Source organism: Flavobacterium sp. T12S277 (assembly GCF_048514875.1).
GTDB lineage: Bacteria > Bacteroidota > Bacteroidia > Flavobacteriales > Flavobacteriaceae > Flavobacterium.
This window is the reverse complement of record NZ_JBLYEG010000004.1, coordinates 17,529-34,827: the sequence shown is the minus strand read 5'-3', so window position 1 is coordinate 34,827 and position 17,299 is coordinate 17,529. Positions and strand designations below refer to the sequence as shown.

Annotated in this window: 11 protein-coding genes; 4 read left to right on the top strand and 7 right to left on the bottom strand. The window is 38.3% G+C overall.

Annotation, left to right across the window (positions count from 1 at the left end):
- Nucleotides 1-120: 120 nt before the first annotated feature.
- The 3 genes from ACN1CN_RS07865 to ACN1CN_RS07855 all read left to right on the top strand — a co-directional run bounded on the left by ACN1CN_RS07865 (nt 121) and on the right by ACN1CN_RS07855 (nt 9,050).
- Nucleotides 121-3,327, top strand: a complete 3,207-nt coding sequence (locus tag ACN1CN_RS07865; protein ID WP_419135258.1) for a SusC/RagA family TonB-linked outer membrane protein — start codon at nt 121-123, stop codon at nt 3,325-3,327.
- A 14-nt stretch (nt 3,328-3,341) separates the two neighbouring features.
- Nucleotides 3,342-4,799: a SusD/RagB family nutrient-binding outer membrane lipoprotein gene (locus ACN1CN_RS07860; RefSeq protein WP_419135257.1), complete on the top strand. Its 1,458-nt coding sequence runs from the start codon at nt 3,342-3,344 to the stop codon at nt 4,797-4,799.
- Nucleotides 4,800-5,198: 399 nt separating this feature from the next.
- Nucleotides 5,199-9,050, top strand: coding sequence for a M43 family zinc metalloprotease (locus tag ACN1CN_RS07855; protein WP_419135256.1), 3,852 nt, complete (start codon nt 5,199-5,201; stop codon nt 9,048-9,050).
- 69 nt (nt 9,051-9,119) lie between these two features.
- Here ACN1CN_RS07855 and ACN1CN_RS07850 read toward each other — a convergent pair whose 3' ends face one another.
- Nucleotides 9,120-10,340 carry a M24 family metallopeptidase gene (locus ACN1CN_RS07850; RefSeq protein WP_419135255.1) on the bottom strand — a complete coding sequence of 407 codons (1,221 nt, stop codon included), beginning with the start codon at nt 10,338-10,340 and terminating at the stop codon, nt 9,120-9,122.
- Between the two features lie 177 nt (nt 10,341-10,517).
- Between ACN1CN_RS07850 and ACN1CN_RS07845 the strand changes: the two genes are divergently transcribed.
- Entirely contained in the window at nt 10,518-11,828 is a 1,311-nt protein-coding gene (locus tag ACN1CN_RS07845) for a S28 family serine protease (RefSeq protein ID WP_419135254.1), read from the top strand.
- Between the two features lie 163 nt (nt 11,829-11,991).
- Here the strand turns inward: ACN1CN_RS07845 and ACN1CN_RS07840 are convergent, their stop codons facing one another.
- The 6 genes from ACN1CN_RS07840 to ACN1CN_RS07815 form a co-directional block, all read right to left on the bottom strand.
- A complete protein-coding gene (locus tag ACN1CN_RS07840; RefSeq protein ID WP_419135253.1) occupies nt 11,992-12,609 on the bottom strand; it encodes a WbqC family protein in 618 nt (205 codons plus the stop codon).
- A gap of 91 nt (nt 12,610-12,700) precedes the next feature.
- Nucleotides 12,701-14,254 carry a signal peptidase I gene (gene lepB, locus ACN1CN_RS07835; RefSeq protein WP_419135252.1) on the bottom strand — a complete coding sequence of 518 codons (1,554 nt, stop codon included), beginning with the start codon at nt 14,252-14,254 and terminating at the stop codon, nt 12,701-12,703.
- A gap of 66 nt (nt 14,255-14,320) precedes the next feature.
- Nucleotides 14,321-15,022, bottom strand: coding sequence for a 4-hydroxy-tetrahydrodipicolinate reductase (dapB, locus tag ACN1CN_RS07830; RefSeq protein WP_419135251.1), 702 nt, complete (start codon nt 15,020-15,022; stop codon nt 14,321-14,323).
- 38 nt (nt 15,023-15,060) lie between these two features.
- On the bottom strand, nt 15,061-15,621 hold the full coding sequence (locus ACN1CN_RS07825; protein ID WP_264525198.1) for a DUF5683 domain-containing protein: 561 nt from the start codon (nt 15,619-15,621) through the stop codon (nt 15,061-15,063).
- A complete protein-coding gene (locus ACN1CN_RS07820; protein ID WP_264525197.1) occupies nt 15,621-16,523 on the bottom strand; it encodes a ParB/RepB/Spo0J family partition protein in 903 nt (300 codons plus the stop codon). The genes ACN1CN_RS07825 and ACN1CN_RS07820 overlap by 1 nt, the downstream gene beginning before the upstream one ends.
- A gap of 5 nt (nt 16,524-16,528) precedes the next feature.
- On the bottom strand, nt 16,529-17,296 hold the full coding sequence (locus ACN1CN_RS07815; RefSeq protein ID WP_173964366.1) for a ParA family protein: 768 nt from the start codon (nt 17,294-17,296) through the stop codon (nt 16,529-16,531).
- Nucleotides 17,297-17,299: the final 3 nt, after the last annotated feature.

Sequence of the window (17,299 nt, the reverse complement as noted above, 5' to 3'; positions counted from 1 at the left end):
CATGTAAAAATATTAAATATGTAATAAAAGGGTAATATAATAGGTTTTTGCGGTAATATATTATCATAAAAATTATGGAAAAAGCAAAACATTTGCCAATACTAATTATAAAACCATTTTATGAAATTCAAGTTTTTTCAAAGAAAAACGGTAGTACTTTTTTTTGTACTGCTAGCACAATTTGCGCTCGCACAGGAGCGGGTTGTATCGGGAATTGTTTCAGATAATGCAGGAATGCCTTTGCCGGGTGCGAGTGTATTGATTAAAGGAACAAAAACGGGAACTCAAACAGATTTTGACGGTAAATATTCTATTAAGACAAGTCAGAATGCTGTTTTAATCTTTAATTATATTGGGATGAAGACTGTGGAAGTGACCGTTACAGGTAACACGGCCAATGTATCTTTAACTCCAAACTCAGAGCAGCTTCAGGAGATTGTAGTTACCGCTTTGGGACTTAAAAGAGAAAAGAAATCTCTTGGATATGCCACTCAGGAAATCAAAGGAGAAGATTTGACAAAAGTAAACTCAGGCAACGTAGCGAACTCTATTTCGGGTAAAATTGCCGGTGTACAAATCAGACGTAACAATAACATTGGAGGTTCGACAAACGTAGTGATTCGTGGTACAACGTCATTAACAGGGAGCAATCAGGCCTTATGGATTGTAGACGGTATTCCGTTGAACAATGATAATACGAATAGTGCCGATCAAAAAAGTGGTGGTAACACTGGTGGATACGATTACGGAAATGCTGCTTCAGACATCAATCCTGATGATATCGAAACCATGAACGTTTTAAAAGGTTCTGCGGCTTCTGCTTTGTACGGTTCGAGAGCTTCAAACGGGGTAATCTTGGTAACCTTGAAAAAAGGAAGTAAATCTAAAGGAGGTCTGGGTGTAAGTTTCAGTTCAGGAGTAACCGTTGGAGTAGTTGATAAAAAAACTTTACCAGAGTATCAGAACCAATATGGTGGAGGATACGGTGATTTTTACGGTACAGTTGACTTAGGAAGTGGAATGCATCCTTATGCTGCAACCGATGATGCTTCATGGGGACCTCGATTTGATCCTAACTTATTAGTGTACAACTGGAGTTCATTCTATCCTGAATTGCCAGGTTATGGAAAAGCAACACCATGGACAGCGGTTAAGAAAAATCCAAATGATTTTTATCAAAAAAGCTTCACGTACATCAATAACATCGCCTTTACAGGATCTGGTGAAAAAGGAGATTTCAGATTTGGTTATACCAACTATAACATGGATCAGGGTATTTTACCAAACAGTAACAACCGTAAAGACAATTTTAACTTCTCGGCAAGTTACAACATCTTGCCTAAAACTAAACTTACGGTTTCTGCCAACTACTTAAAAGCAAATGCTAAAGGAATGAATGAAACCGGATATGGTGACGGAGGAAACAACTACCTGAGCAGTGTAAGACAATGGTTTTCTACAAGTGTAGATTTTCAGGATTTAAAAGATGCTTATAATCTTACGGGACAAAATACGACCTGGAGTGTGGCAGGACCAACTGATTTAACGATTCAGTTTCACGACAACCCTTATTTCCAGAGGTACAACAACTACAATACTTTAGGCCGTGATCGTTTCTTCGGGAACTTTGCTTTAAGTACAGAAATCACCAATTGGTTTGATGTAATTGGTAAAGGATCTGTAGATTCTTACCACCAACTGCAGGAAGAGCGCATCGCTGTGGGATCAAAGAGAACGCCTAATGCACGCGGTCAGTATACCAGATTTGACAAAACATTCAGAGAGATCAACTTTGATTTGATCATGAACTTCAAAACGAATATTACAGATGATATTAAGTTTAACGGAATGGTTGGTGCCAATTCAAGACGTTCTTTGAGTAACTCAATCTTTGCTGCAACAAATGGCGGATTGGTAGTACCTGGAATTTATGCTTTGAATAATTCTATCGACAAAATAAACAGTCCTTCAGAATCTCAGGTTACTATTGGTACAAACAGTGTTTATGCGAATGCAAGTTTCAATTTTAAGGAAACTTATTTCTTAGAGGGAAGTTATCGTGTAGATAAGTCTTCAACATTGCCATCAAGCAACAGTACTTATACCTATCCTTCGATTACAGGAACTTACATTTTTAGCAACCACATCAAGACTGACTGGCTTTCTTTTGGAAAATTGCGTCTGAATTATGCTGAGACTGGAAATGATGCACCTTTCGCTGTTATTGCAGCAACTTATCCAAAGAATGATAATTTTGGACCTGACGGAATTCGTTTTTCTACAGAAAATAACAAAAGTAATGCTAATCTAAAAAGTGAGTTGACAAAAGGTATTGAAGCCGGTATTGAGCTTAAATTGTTCAGAAACCGTGTAGGTCTTGATTTCTCTTACTACAAAACCAATACAACCAATCAGATTCTTTCTGTTGAAACTCCTACACAAACAGGGTATACAAGAGCATGGATCAATGGAGGAGACGTTCAGAACAAAGGATACGAGGTAACATTATCTGTAATTCCGGTTAAGACAGCTAATTTTAGCTGGGAAGCAAAAGTAAACTGGTCTACGAATAAAAATGAGGTAATCTCATTAGGAGGAGCTGACAGAATTTCGTTAGGATCTTTCCAGGGAGTAGGTTACGTTGCTGAAGTTGGAAAACCAATCGGTCAGTTAATCGGTTCCGGATTTACTTATCTAAATGGAGAAAAAGTAATTCGTTCAAACGGAAGATACCAACAAACAGCCGGAGCAACAATTGGAGATATAAATCCGGATTGGATTGGAGGTTTGAACAACGTAATTACCTATAAAAATTTCTCATTGAATTTCTTAATCGATGTGAAAAAAGGAGGAGACGTTTATTCATTAGATCAACGTTTCGGACATACTACAGGAATCTACGAAAGTACAGTTTCTAACAACCATTTAGGAAATCCACAAAGAGAGCCGCTTGCCAATGGCGGAGGGATTTTGTTAGCGGGTGTTAAAGCAGACGGAACTCCAAATGATAAAGTAGTTAGTGTAGAAGGTGCAGACGGGTATTCTTTCTACAACTCAATGCCAGAGCAGCAATATGTTTACGATGCTTCTTATGTGAAACTACGTGAGTTAGGATTGAGCTACAGATTGCCATCAAAATTCCTGGCAAAAACTTTTATCACCAATATGATTTTTGCAGTTAATGGAAGCAACCTGTGGATCATCCATAAAAATTTACCATATGCTGATCCGGAAGCGGGACTTTCTTCAGGAAATCTTCAGGGATTCCAAACAGGAGTTTTACCAACATCAAAAGAGTACAGCTTTAATATGAAAGTTCAATTCTAAAAAACAACAACAAAATGAAAATAGTAAAAACGATATTTTTTGCAGGAGCCATTTTACTTTCGGTTGCTTCATGTGATAACTTAGAAGATTTAAATCAGGACGAAAAAGCGTATACGACCGTTTTACCGGGTGCGCTTATGACCAGTGCGCAGGTAAACTATGCGTTCTTCCTGACCAATGCTTCGGTAAACAACAATAATTTTAGAGGATATGCTCAATATTGGAGCACCACAACGTATACCGATGAGGTCAACTACAATATGGAAAGAAGAAACTTAGGGAACTCTCATGTCATTTTGTTGTACCGCGATGTATTACAGGATTTGGTAAATGCGCAAAAACAAGTTGCAGCCAAAGAAGCATTAGGAGCTGTTGAAACTGCGATCAAGAAAAACAAAATTGCAATATTGGATATTCAGATTGTAATGGCTTACCAAACCCTTGTTGATTTGTTTGGGAATGTGGCTTACACAGAGGCTTTAGATATCAATCTGCACCCTTATCCGAAATACGACGATGCTAAAACCATCTATTTTGATCTTGCTGCAAGACTTGATGCTGCAATTGCCAGTATGGATGCCGGTAAAGAGAGTTTTGGTACAGCTGACTTAGTGTACAAAGGAGATGTGGGTAAATGGAAAACATTGGCCAACAGTGTAAAACTAAAACTAGGATTACACCTTGCTGACGTTGAGCCTGCAAAAGCAAAAGCCATAGTAGAAAGTGCTTATAGCTCAGGAGTTATGACAAGCGAAGCTGAAACGGCATTGTTTAAATATTTCTCTTCATTGGTAGACATGAATCCTTTGTATGACACTTTGGTAAACGAAAGTCAGACCATACCTACAGCCTTTTTTGTAGACGAACTGAATGCTAAAAATGACCCAAGACGTGATACCTTCTTTAATCCGGCTTCTAAAAAGTCAGGCAAATATAAAGGAGCACCATATGCGAAACAGGTAACTTATGGTGACTATTCTAATATGGGGCTAAGATTAAAAGAAAAAACAAACCCGGGAGTACTTTTTGATTACACTGAAACTTGTTTCCTTTTGGCCGATGCTGCTAACAGAGGTTTTAATGTAGGAGGTACTGCAGAAGAATATTATAAAAAAGGAATCCAGGCCAGCATGAAGTTTTGGGGAGTATCCAATACCGATGCTCAAACCTATTTGGATAGAGCAGATGTTGATTTTGCAACTGCTGCCGGAACTGCCAAAGAAAAGATTGCTTACCAGCTTTGGATCGCTTATTACAACAGAGGATTTGAAGCATGGACGGAATACAGAAGATTAGATTTTCCTGTTTTACAGGCGCCTTCAACAGCTGTAGACGCAGCTAAAGGAAAAGTGCCAGTTCGTAACATCTATTCGATCTTCGATAAAACATTAAACAAAGAAAATTATGAAGCAGCTTCCTCTGCTATAGGTGGAGATTTAATGACTACAAAAATTTTCTGGGATAAATTTTAATTTGAATTAGTTTTCCTGTTTTTAACCGGGGCCTTTAATTGGGTTCCGGTTTTTTTTTGTTTAAAAAATAAGGGGGGAGAAGGTTTGTGTGGAATGTAAAATGTAAAATGTAAAATGTGAGATGTGGAATTTGGGATTTGGGATTTGGAATTTGAAATTTGGAGTTTGAAGGTTAAAAAGAGAGTTTATTCTGAATGTGTCCTTGTTGTTGTTTTGGTTTTTGTTTAATAAAATTACTTATTTGTTTGTGAAAGCGCATGAAATATGGAATATTTTTTAATAGTGTGTTTTTTTATCGTTAAAAAGCTGTTAATTATATATTGTTTTTAAATAACATAGTATCAATAAATTAGAAACTATGCAGTTAATTTTGATGCCAACAAATTTATCCAACAAAAAATGAAAACAAAACTACTAGTATTAATGCTTGTTTTTTCGATAGGGAAAATAAGCGCGCAAGGACTTCCTTGCCGGACGACAGAAGAAAACGCCAAAGTGTATCGGAGTAGCCCCAAATCACTTCAGGAAAAAAAGGATTTTGAAACCTTTACCAACAATTTCGCACTTCAGCGTAAAAGCAAAACTTCAAAAAGTGCAGCAGTAACTACCTACACCATTCCCGTTGTTTTTCATATTTATGGAGACGTACAAAGCGGAAAAACAATTACCTATGAAAAAATCGTCAACCATCTGGCACAATTAAATGACGATTTTAACGGAAGAAATGCAGATTATCAAACCGTTGAGCCTTTCTTTCAAGCCAGAAGAGGAACTCTAAACATCGAATTTAAACTGGCAAAAAAAGATCCTAACGGAGGATGTACCAACGGAGTTGTTTTCCATGCTGCTAAAAACGGTTACGGAAATGGCGGAGGTTACGACGACCAGATTGCCGCCGATGCCTGGGACAACAAAAAATACATGAACGTTTATATTCAGAACGATTTGTATAACGAAGGAGTTTTTAACAACTCGGGAGTTGCCTGGTATCCAAGTTCAGAAATGACCGCCAGTAATACAGCGCGTGTTGTTTTTAATGGAGCTTACCTTTATGACAACTCCTACAGCAAAGAATTTTCAGCAACGCTGACACATGAATTTGGACATTTCTTAAACCTGATTCATACCTTCGAAGGAGGCTGCTCCGGCACAGATGAAGTTGCCGACACTCCTGCCGAAGACGCTAAGCATACTCTGGCTTGTACACCAGGAACCAATTGTACAGGAGATAAAGTAAACATCGAAAACTACATGGGGTACAATGGAGCACAAGGTTGCTACAAAATGTATACTCAGGGGCAGATCGACAGAATGCTGGCAGCTTTACAGCATCCAGCCAGAATCACGCTCTGGCAGCCACAAAACCTAATTGATACCGGAGTGAATTCTACCGAGAGCAGTTTAGTGGCAACCGGAACTAGTTTTAAAGAAACCGTTGTCAATGACGGAGCCTTTAACACAGCCTCAGTAGTTACCTTAAGCGGAGGGAAAACCTTTGCGCTAAGTTCAGGAACAATGACTGCAGGAACTCATTTTACACACACCTTTCCGGCAGGAATTACACCAGTGGTAACGGTGAACTCAAACGGACAAGTGACGGTAACGCTTTCAGGAAAAGCAACAAACCATGCAGCAGCACAAAATACAACAGCAGGAATCAGCTTTTTACCTGCGGCATTTACCGGAGGAACCACAGGTTTGTCTTGTACCTCTTTATTTTACAATTTGAGATTTACCGATCCTTATGGAATCTTTTTTGTAGACATGCCTAACATTAACATCTCTTCCGCTTTAATCTGGAAACCATTTGATATTGCAAAAGGAGACGATACTTCATTTGGAGCATGGCGTTATGCGGCCAATGCATTGAAGATTGAAACCTATGGTAAAAAATTAGTCTGCGAAAGTGGAACCAGAAACATTACGCTATTAGGACAAAATGCAGCCGTTGGACCAGCCAGTAATATGGTCGCTCCGGGAGCATACCCGGATCAGCTGGATTTAAGAACGGCAAATTATACAGCCTGGGACGGAAAATCAGGATATGTTGGTTTTGAATATAAAATCGAAGGATTAACTTGCTACGGATGGTTCAAGATAGATGTTGCGGCTAACGGAGATGGTTACACCGTTTCGGAATATGCTTATAATACACAGCCAAATACTCCTATTTATACAGGTATGACCAACAAAACAGCAGTGGTTCTGTCTGAAAGTGTACTGTATGAAGCCGAAGCTAATGACGGAGGTGTTACCACCACCAGCACCATTTCGTTATCCACTAACAACGGAACTTTTACTAAAAGTACCGGAACTTTAACGGCAGGAACTGATTACACCATTACAGGAGTTCCTTCGGGCTTAACAGCAGTTTTGACGCTTTCAGGGAATAATAAAGTAGTCGTTTCTTTCACTGGAAAAGCAACTGCACATCTTCCGGCAAATGATGCCGCGGTAGCAATTACATTTAAAGATGCTGCTATTACAGGAGGAATTTCGACACTTGATAATGCATCAAAAACAATCAATTTGAAATTTGACGCGCCTTACGGTGTGTTTTATGTAAACAATTCCGATTATGTTGCCTCGGCAGCACAACCATGGCAATATTTTGACTTAGGAATCGGAGACAATACAGAATACGGAGCGTGGCAATTTGCAGCTGCAGCTCTAAAAGTAGAAACCTATGGCAAAAGATTAGTAGGACCAGCAGGTACCCGAAACATCAGTTTGATTGCTCAGGGAACTACCATTGGAGCATCAAGTAATTTTGTAACTCCGGGAGCAGCATATCCGGATCAGTTAGATTTAAGAACAGCTACGTATACTGCCTGGGACAATCAAACAGGTTACATTGGTTTTGAATACACAAGCAGAGGACGTATATGCTACGGCTGGCTACACGTAAAAGTAGAAGCAGGAGGCGTTGGTTATTCCGTTCTTGACTTTGCTTACAATACGAAACCAAACGAATCCATTCAGGCAGGAACTCAGGCTCCTACAACAGTTCTGGCACCTTCAAGTCTTGCGGCTACGGTTAACAACACCAGCTTACAAGTACAGTTGACGTGGGTAAACAACGCGACAAATGCGACAAACATCGTAGTAGAAAGAGCAGGAACAGATAATGTTTTTGCCGAAATAACAACATTGCCAAGTACAGCGCTTACGTATACCAACACAGGTTTAACAGCCGGAAGTACTTATAAATACAGAGTACGTGCAAAAGCAAATGCGGTTTATTCAGCTTATTCAAATGAAGTAACTGCAACTCTTGCTGCAGGTTCAGCTTATTGTGCAGCTCAGGCCAACAGTAATTACGAATATATTAACGCAGTGACCATTGGAAGTTTTACAAATACATCCGGTAAAGATGCGGGTGGTTATGCCAATTTTACTTCTAAAACGGTAACAGTAACTCCGGGAACAGCAACAAATGTAAGTCTGGCAGCAGGTTTCTCAGGAGGATCGTATTTAGAATATTGGGGAGTATGGATCGATTACAACAAAAACAATGTTTTTGATGCTTCTGAAAAAGTAATCGATGGAATTTCTTCCACCGGAACAGCAACGGGAAGTTTTACCCCGACTGCGTTTACAGGAACTACCAGAATGCGTATTGTAATGAAATATTATTCAAACCCGTCAACAGCTTGTGGTAACATCGGCGATGGGGAAGTAGAAGATTATACCGTAGTTGCAGGTACTGCACCAAATCCGGTGACTTTGCCAACACCAACGAATATTGGTAATTCAGGAGTTTATACATCCGGATTTTATGCCTCTTGGAACACCGTTGCTAATGCTACAAGTTATGAAGTGCAGCTGAATAATGCGACTACAGGATGGACAACTTTTGGAACTTCTACCACTTATTATTTGTGGATTCCGAAACAAGGTACGCAAACCGTTTATCAGTTTAGAGTTAGAGCTAAAAATGCCACTGATACGAGTGATTGGAGTGCTCCGCTTTCAATTGATTTACAAAACGGAAGTGCCGGAGCTGTTCAGGCTGACACTACAAGATCATTTACATTGTATCCAAACCCGGCTACGGATGTTGTTAATTTTAACTTCGCTAATCTAAACACGTCGGATATTAAAATTACGATCTACGACAGTACAGGAAACGTAGTGGATGTGGTAAGAAATGCAACTTCTTATGAGGTAAATCGCCTTAGAAAGGGAGTTTATATTGTGGTAGCTACAGATGGAAGCTTCACAGATACTAAAAAATTATTGGTTAAATAATAATTTGGTTGTAAAAAGAAAGAGGGGAAACGATAACGTTTCCCCTTTTTTATGTCTTTGAAATAAAACTTAATCAATACCAATCCCAAATGGATTGTCGATACTGTGCATAGGAGTGGTAAACCATTTCGGCCCCTCAGCGGTCATATAAAAATGATCTTCGTGGCGAATTCCAAATTGCCCCGGAATACAAAGCATAGGTTCATTGCTTACCACCATTCCTTCCTGCAAAACAGTAGTACTGCCTCTTACAAGGTAAGGGTGTTCATGAATGTCCAATCCTGTTCCGTGACCTACACGATGAGGTAAGCCCGGAAGTTCGTAATCGGCACTTAAGCCTCCTGCTGCAATTACTTTACGTGCGGCATCATCTACAGAACCACAAGTTGCTCCTAATTGTGCGGCATCAAAAGCTGCTTTTTGTGCGGCCTTTTCTAAATTCCAAATCTTTATGTGGGCTTCGGTTGGAGTTCCGTACACATAAGTTCGGGTAATGTCAGACAAATAACCTTCCAGGCGACAGCCGGTGTCAATAAGCACAACATCGTTTTCCTTTAAGTCCTGAGGAGTGGTTACTCCATGCGGATATTGAGAATCATCGGCAAACAACACGATGCAGAAATAAGATCCCGTAGGAATTCCGGCTCTGATATGCGCCTTATTGATAAAATCAACCACCGTTGCGGCTTTTATACCCGGATGTAAAATGCGGGCAGCAGCACGCTGTACCACCATAGTAATTTCTTTGACCTGTTGAATTATAGCAATTTCATTTGCCGATTTCTGAATGCGACAGCCAGTAGTAATAGGCTGTGAGTTTTCAAAATCATAACCAGGATTGGCTTTCACGATCGCATCAACTAAAAAATAACCGGCCGATTCATCCAGTGCAATCTTACCGTTATTGACACCTTTTTCCTGCAGTATTTTTCCAAATAAAACAGAAGGAGATTCATGTTCTTCCCAGCAATTCAGGTGACCATCGATTTGCATGAATTTTCTAAAAGTACCTTCTTCAAATTTTGGAACGATATATTCCAGACTGCCGTCTTCAAACAATAGAGCGCCTACCATTCTTTCAGAAGGGTTCCATTTCGTTCCCGTAAAATAGTACAAATTCGTTCCTGCATTAAGGAACACAGCTTTAAAACCTGTTGTTTTGATAAGTGACACTGCTTTATCGATGCGCATTTGATATTCCTCCGGCTGAATGGCTTTTACATTCAGTGTCATATCCTGTATTTTTTCTAATTCTGCAATAGCGTTAGATCCGCCAACTCCAATAGTCATATCTTTTGTTTTAAGGTTAGTTGTTTTTTTGTTTTTCCGGATTAAAAATAAGTCAATATTTCCGGATAGTGCTATTTTAACTCAAAGTAGGTAAAATATAATAATTTAAGGATAATATACTATTGGATTTTGGTTGGTAATGCCAGTATTTTTAGAAAATCAACTAAACTTTAAAAAATGAAAAGTATACAGCGTTTATTATTGCTATTGTGTGTTGTACTGAGTTCGCATTTTGCTTCAGCACAGGGCACATCCGATTTACATCAGAAACTCACAGCCTTGTTTCCCAAAGCCGAAATTACGGTTATAGAAAATTTGGAAGGTTACACAGAATCGTATCAGCTCATTTTAGACGAGCCGTTAGATCATAAAAATCCTCAAAAAGGAACATTTAAACATTATGTTTATCTCTCGCATCTTAATTTTAATAGCCCTATGGTAATTGAAACTCATGGTTACAATACAAACAATATTAAAAGTGAGGTAAGCAAGTTATTAAACGCAAATCAGATTGCGGTTGAATATCGCTTTTATGGAAAGTCAAGACCAGAGCCACTTCCGTGGGAATACTTGACAAACGATCAGGCCATTGCCGATTACCATGATCTTGTAACGAAACTGAAACAAATCTACACAGGAAAATGGATTTCAACCGGAATAAGTAAAGGAGGAGAAACAGCTCTGATTTACAAGTCAAAATATCCAAATGACGTTGATGTAGCTATGCCTTATGTGGCACCGTTGATTAAAACGACGGAAGATCCCCGAACGGTAGAGCATACAAAAATAGTGGGAACAGCAGCCTGCAGGGCAAAAATTACAGCTTTTCAAAGAGCAGTTTTAGAAAATAGAGAAGCCGTATTAAAAGAATTTAAACAGTATGCCGAAACAAAGAAAATGACCTTTACAGAAGTGCCTTTGGCTGAAGCGTTAGAATATGCGGTTTTAGAATTTCCTTTTTCTTTTTGGCAATGGGGTGGAAAATGCGAGGCTATTCCGGCGGTAACTGCAACTCCAAAAGAATTGTTTGATTATCTGGATGAGGTTTCAGGCGTTAGAACATACAATGATAAAATGTACTTTCATTACCTGCCGTCTTATTATCAGCATTTGAAAGAATTAGGCTATTATGGTTTTGATTTTTCTCCGGTTGCTGATTTGCTACAGGTGGTAAAAAGTACTTCTAATGATCGATTTGCACCCAAAGGAGTGGCTATAAAATACAATCCGAAATACATCAAAGAAGTTCGTAAATATGTAGAAAATAAAGGAAACAGAATTTTGTATATCTATGGCGGTTACGATACCTGGTATTCCTGTGCTCCAACACCCGATCCGAAACTGGATGCTTTAAAAATGGTTCTTCCCACCGGTAGCCACACCACGAGAGTGAAAGATTTTCCGGAGAACGATAAAAAACGAATTATGGAAACATTATCAAGATGGCTGGAGTTAAAAGCAGCTGACGATAAAGCGGAACTAAATTAAAAAGAAAAGGAGCGGTGAAAATCTCTCGTTGGTTTAACCGTAAAGACCGTAAGGATTTTTAATGATAAGATTTTATACAAACACAAAGTTCGCAAAGCTATGATAAATAAAGCTTTGCGAACTTTGCGAATATCTTTGCGCTCTTTGCGGTTAAGCCTAAATCTTAAACCAGTATTTTTTGAGTTTTTAAATAATCCATAGCAAATTTACCTTCATTAAAAAGCAAATCTAAAACACTTAGATTATTGATGAAACCATGCTTGTCGTCAAAAACTTGGGTGTATTTTTCAAAGGCGTTAAGGTCTTTTTTTCCGTTAGCCAAAACTCTGAAATCAGAGATATTTTCTACTTCATGAAAGTACTCGGTAGTTTTGCCGAACTCTAATTTCATGCGCAGACATTTAGTAGTGATGTCCAGCACTTCCAGATTTAAATCCATTAAAAAAGTGTGCTGCTTTTCAAAAACTGGGCGGATGTCATCTTCAAAAAACTCAAAAAACGGAGAGCTTCTGTAAGCGGCTTCCAATGATTTGAAATGCTGTTTTTGCCAGTCAAATTCATTCTCGATTAATACATCTTTTGTTTTCTGATGAGCAGATTTTGAATGTTTAACCGGTATGTTTAATAACTGAATCCCGTTTGGACTATAAATGTACGTTCGGTTTCTGTTGGTTTGTTTCTGAAAATTATCCTCCATTTCAAAAGTAATATTTTCAGATTGGGCCATAACTGCAAAGTGGCTTATCGATGGAAAATAAGTAGGAAGTAAGAGAGAGTTCATCTGTAATTGCTTTAAAAGTTTCAGGTTTCAAGTTTCAGGTTTTGAATGTACCTGAAACTTGAAACCTGAGACAAAAATAACTTTTTTTATTTTATGCTTTGTTTTCTTTTCTTTTTCTCCAGAAATATTCTCCAACAAAATAGGCTGCAAGAATAAATAAGAAATACTTAAAGTACGATTGAGGCTGACCTTCGCCATCTACAGTCGTGAAAACTCTGCTCCAGCGAATTTTATTGATTCCTTTACCGTTAGTATCCCAGCTCATCCAGATGAAAACCGGTTTTCCTACGATATGATTTTCAGGAACGTAACCCCAATAACGACTATCTTCGGAATTGTGACGGTTGTCTCCCATCATCCAATAGTAATTTTGTTTGAAGGTATAAGTCGTAGCAGGTTTACCGTTGATTAAGAACTTAGAACCGTCCAATTGCAAAGTGTTTCCTTCATAAGTGGTAATAATGTCCTTGTAAAAAGGCAGTGACTCATTGGTTAAGGCAACTGTTTTTCCTGCTTCCGGAATATAGATCGGACCAAAATTGTCCTGATTCCATTTGTTGATATGAGGGAAAATAGCATTGTCATTTCCTCGGTCTATTTCTCTTTTTACAGCTGTAATTCCCGGAGTATTTTTAAGGCGCTCGGCACTGGCTTCGGTTAAAGCTCTGAAATAAAGAGTATCTCTTTTTTCGCTTTTAAATCCTGCTCCATCTGTGATATCCAGTTCTCTGACCAAAGATTCAAAATCGATAGGTATTTTTGGATCTATGGCTACTGAATAAGAGTATTGTGGTTTTGCTCTTTCCGGTAAAACTAATTTTTTTCCATTGATGAAAACAAATCCATCTTTAATAGACAGGCTGTCTCCCGGAATACCTACGCATCTTTTTACGTAATTTGATTTTTTATCAATAGGTTTGATAACTCCTGGTCTTCCTTTTGGCTCGTAGAAATAATGAACCGTATCAACTGGCCAGTTGAAGACCACAATATCTGTTCGTTTTATTTTTTCTAAGGCAGGTAATCTGAAATAAGGCAATTGTGGCCATTTCAAATAAGATTTTTGTTTTACAAAAGGGATAGAGTCATGAACCATTGGTAATGCAACGGTAGTCATTGGTACTCTTGGACCGTAATTTACTTTACTAACAAATAAAAAGTCACCAATTAATAATGATTTTTCTAAAGACGAGGTAGGAATTGTATAAGGCTGTACTAAATAAGTATGTACAAGTGTTGCCACAATAATTGCAAAAAGTAAAGAGCTCAGGGTATCGCTTGCTTTATTTTCTGACGTTAATTTTCTGTCGGCGTTGTGTACTAATTTTTGAGTGTAGTTGATATAGTAGATATAGAACCCTAAAGTGAAAATTCCTAAAAGAGTATCTAAAGTTGTTTTTTTACCAAACGTTCTTAAAGTTTCTACCCAAACAACAGGAAACATAATCAGGTTAATGATTGGGATGAAAAGCAATAAAGTCCACCAGGTTGGGCGGTTGATTATTTTCATTAAAACAATCGAATTGTAAACCGGAATTGCAGCTTCCCAGCTTTTTCTCCCTGCAGCCTGATATAATTTCCAGGTTCCCAGAAAGTGAATAATCTGAACGGCTAAGAAAAATACAAACCAATAATATAGTGTCATAATATTTTATTTAAAGTTTCAGGGCAGGGGTCTAATTTGAAAATTACCTCAACCTTTTATAACTGTTTATTTTAAATTTAATACGTCTTTCATAGAGAAGATACCTGTTTTTCCGGCAAGCCATTCTGCTGCGATCACAGCTCCAAGGGCAAAGCCTTCACGGTTGTGTGCGGTATGTTTCAATTCGATGCTGTCTACAGCCGAATCGTAAGTTACGGTATGAGTTCCCGGAACTTCTCCAATTCTTTTCGCTTCAATATGAATTTCGTTGTCTTTGGCTTCGTCTAAAGTCCAGTTGGCATAATTACTGTTTTCGATTACGCCTTTGGCTAAAGAAATGGCTGTACCGCTTGGCGCATCCAGTTTATGTGTATGATGAATTTCTTCCATCGTAACTTTATACGAATCAAACTGAGCCATAATTTTGGCCAGGTATTCATTCAGTTCAAAGAAAATGTTAACCCCTAAACTGAAGTTAGAACTTGAGATAAAACCGCCTTTCTTTTCGTTGCAAAGCGTTACCATTTCGTCATAATGTTCCAGCCAGCCTGTTGTTCCTGAAACTACGGGAACATTAGCGTGAAAGCAGTTTGAAATATTGTCAACGGCAGCAGTCGGGATGCTGAAATCGATAGCGACATCGGCTGTTGAAAGGCCGTCATAAGTAGTGAATTCGTCTTTTCTCAAAACAATTTCATGACCTCTTTCCAAAGCAATTCGCTCGATTACTTTACCCATTTTTCCGTATCCTAAAAGCGCAATTTTCATTTCGTGTATTTTTTTAAAATTCAAATAACAGAAGTTATTTAAAAGTGGTAATTAAAAGTTAGTCCAACGTTTGGTTTGAAAGTTACAGTGTCGGGATAAATTTCCGGACGTAATGATAATCTTTCGTTTACGTTAAACTGAATCAATGCAGCGTCAACATTGGCATCAATGATGTTCAGGGCATAAAAACCAACTACAAATAATAGTGATAAATCCCTGTTTCGCTGATAGAATTTCTGACCCGCAATAAGTCTGCTATCATCCAGAAATTTGTAGTTATCGTCATTGAAGCCTTCCAGTCTTCGTTTGTAGGCGTCGCGATAATTGTTGTATTTTTTATTATTGTCGAGATAGAAGTATAAACTCGTACCGATCGCTCCGTAAACTAAAGGAATTTTCCAGTATTTTTTATTGTAAGCCTGACCTAAACCAGGTAAAATCGCCGAGTAGAACGCTGCTTTTGCAGGCGTAAGCGGATCGATTTCCTGCAATTTGCTAGTGTCTTTAACAACCAAAACCGTGTCTTTTTTTACCTGGGCAAAAAGAGAAACGGTTCCTATGAGAAAGAACAATAGACTTATGGGGACAATTTTATTCACTATCCGTTTATTAATTTTATTATTCTGTTAAAGTCGGCTTCCGAATCAAAAGGAATGGTGATTTTTCCTTTACCGTTACCGGCTACTTTTATATCAACTTTCGAACCAAAATAATCGTTGAAACTGTTTTTCTGTGTCTCTCTAACCATAAAAGAAGAATCCGCTTTAGGTTTTCCTTCCGGTCTTGGTTTTAAACTTTCGTGATAATTTTTTACCAAAGTTTCGGTTTCACGAACAGATAAGTTCTGACTTACTATTTTTTGGTAGATATCCGTCTGAACATCTAAGTCTTCAATATTAATAATCGCTCTACCGTGCCCCATACTGATAAAACCATCACGGATACCGGTTTGAATGATCGGATCCAGTTTTAAAAGACGTAAATAATTGGCAATAGTAGAACGTTTTTTTCCCACACGCTCGCTCATTTGCTCCTGTGTCAATTGAATTTCGTCAATCAGACGCTGGTAGGAAAGCGCGATCTCAATTGGATCTAAGTCATGACGCTGAATGTTTTCAACCAAAGCCATAACCAATGATTCGTTGTCATTGGCAATACGAATATAGGCCGGAACATGCGTCAGACCTACTAAAGTCGAAGCACGCAAACGGCGCTCTCCCGAAATTAGCTGGTATTTGTTAAAATCTAATTTACGAACAGTAATAGGCTGAATTACGCCAAGCTCTCTAATTGAAGTGGCTAATTCACGTAACGACTCTTCATTAAAATTGCTTCTGGGCTGAAACGGATTTATTTCGATAGCACTTATTTCAAGCTCAATGATATTTCCAACAACCTTGTCAGCATTTTTGTCTTCTACTGATGTAATGTCGTTTTCCGGATCTTTTAATAACGCTGATAATCCTCTTCCTAAGGCTTGTTTTTTAATTGCTTTTGTCATAAAAACTATTTGCTGTTTTTCTTTATAATCTCCTGAGCTAAATTGATGTAATTAACGGCTCCTTTACTGGTTGCGTCATAATTAATGATGCTTTCTCCAAAACTTGGTGCTTCGCTTAATTTTACATTTCGCTGAATAACGGTGTCAAAAACCATATCGTTAAAGTGTTTTTGAACCTCTTCTACCACCTGGTTAGACAAACGAAGTCTCGAATCGTACATGGTTAGTAACAATCCTTCAATGTCAAGATCTGGGTTGTGTATTTTTTGAATACTTTTTATGGTGTTCAATAATTTTCCTAATCCTTCAAGTGCAAAATATTCACATTGAATTGGAATAACTACTGAGTCAGCCGCTGTTAAAGCATTCAGGGTTAATAAACCAAGAGAAGGTGCACAGTCGATAATGATATAGTCATATTCGTCTCTCACACTTTCTAATGCTTTTTTAAGCATGTACTCTCTGTTTTCTTTATCAACCAATTCGATTTCGATGGCAACAAGGTCAATGTGTGCAGGTATCACATCAACATTTGGAGCTGTACATTTTAAAACGGCTTCTTTTGGTGTTATACTGTGTTCCAGGATTTGGTACGTTCCGGCTTCAACTGATTCTACGTCAATCCCAAGGCCAGATGTAGCATTGGCTTGTGGATCGGCATCGATCAATAATACTTTTTTCTCTAAAACACCTAATGAGGCAGCAAGATTTACAGATGTAGTAGTCTTTCCAACGCCTCCTTTTTGATTAGCAATCGCAATGATTTTGCCCATTTA

What these genes read in the sequence shown, in the direction of transcription:
- ACN1CN_RS07850 (WP_419135255.1), bottom strand. Translation starts at nt 10,340, where the DNA reads ATGACTATTGGAGTTGGCGGATCTAACGCTATTGCAGAATTAGAAAAA.
- ACN1CN_RS07865 (WP_419135258.1), top strand. Translation starts at nt 121, where the DNA reads ATGAAATTCAAGTTTTTTCAAAGAAAAACGGTAGTACTTTTTTTTGTA.
- ACN1CN_RS07855 (WP_419135256.1), top strand. Translation starts at nt 5,199, where the DNA reads ATGAAAACAAAACTACTAGTATTAATGCTTGTTTTTTCGATAGGGAAA.
- dapB (WP_419135251.1), bottom strand. Translation starts at nt 15,022, where the DNA reads ATGAAAATTGCGCTTTTAGGATACGGAAAAATGGGTAAAGTAATCGAG.
- ACN1CN_RS07815 (WP_173964366.1), bottom strand. Translation starts at nt 17,296, where the DNA reads ATGGGCAAAATCATTGCGATTGCTAATCAAAAAGGAGGCGTTGGAAAG.
- ACN1CN_RS07845 (WP_419135254.1), top strand. Translation starts at nt 10,518, where the DNA reads ATGAAAAGTATACAGCGTTTATTATTGCTATTGTGTGTTGTACTGAGT.
- ACN1CN_RS07820 (WP_264525197.1), bottom strand. Translation starts at nt 16,523, where the DNA reads ATGACAAAAGCAATTAAAAAACAAGCCTTAGGAAGAGGATTATCAGCG.
- ACN1CN_RS07840 (WP_419135253.1), bottom strand. Translation starts at nt 12,609, where the DNA reads ATGAACTCTCTCTTACTTCCTACTTATTTTCCATCGATAAGCCACTTT.
- ACN1CN_RS07860 (WP_419135257.1), top strand. Translation starts at nt 3,342, where the DNA reads ATGAAAATAGTAAAAACGATATTTTTTGCAGGAGCCATTTTACTTTCG.
- lepB (WP_419135252.1), bottom strand. Translation starts at nt 14,254, where the DNA reads ATGACACTATATTATTGGTTTGTATTTTTCTTAGCCGTTCAGATTATT.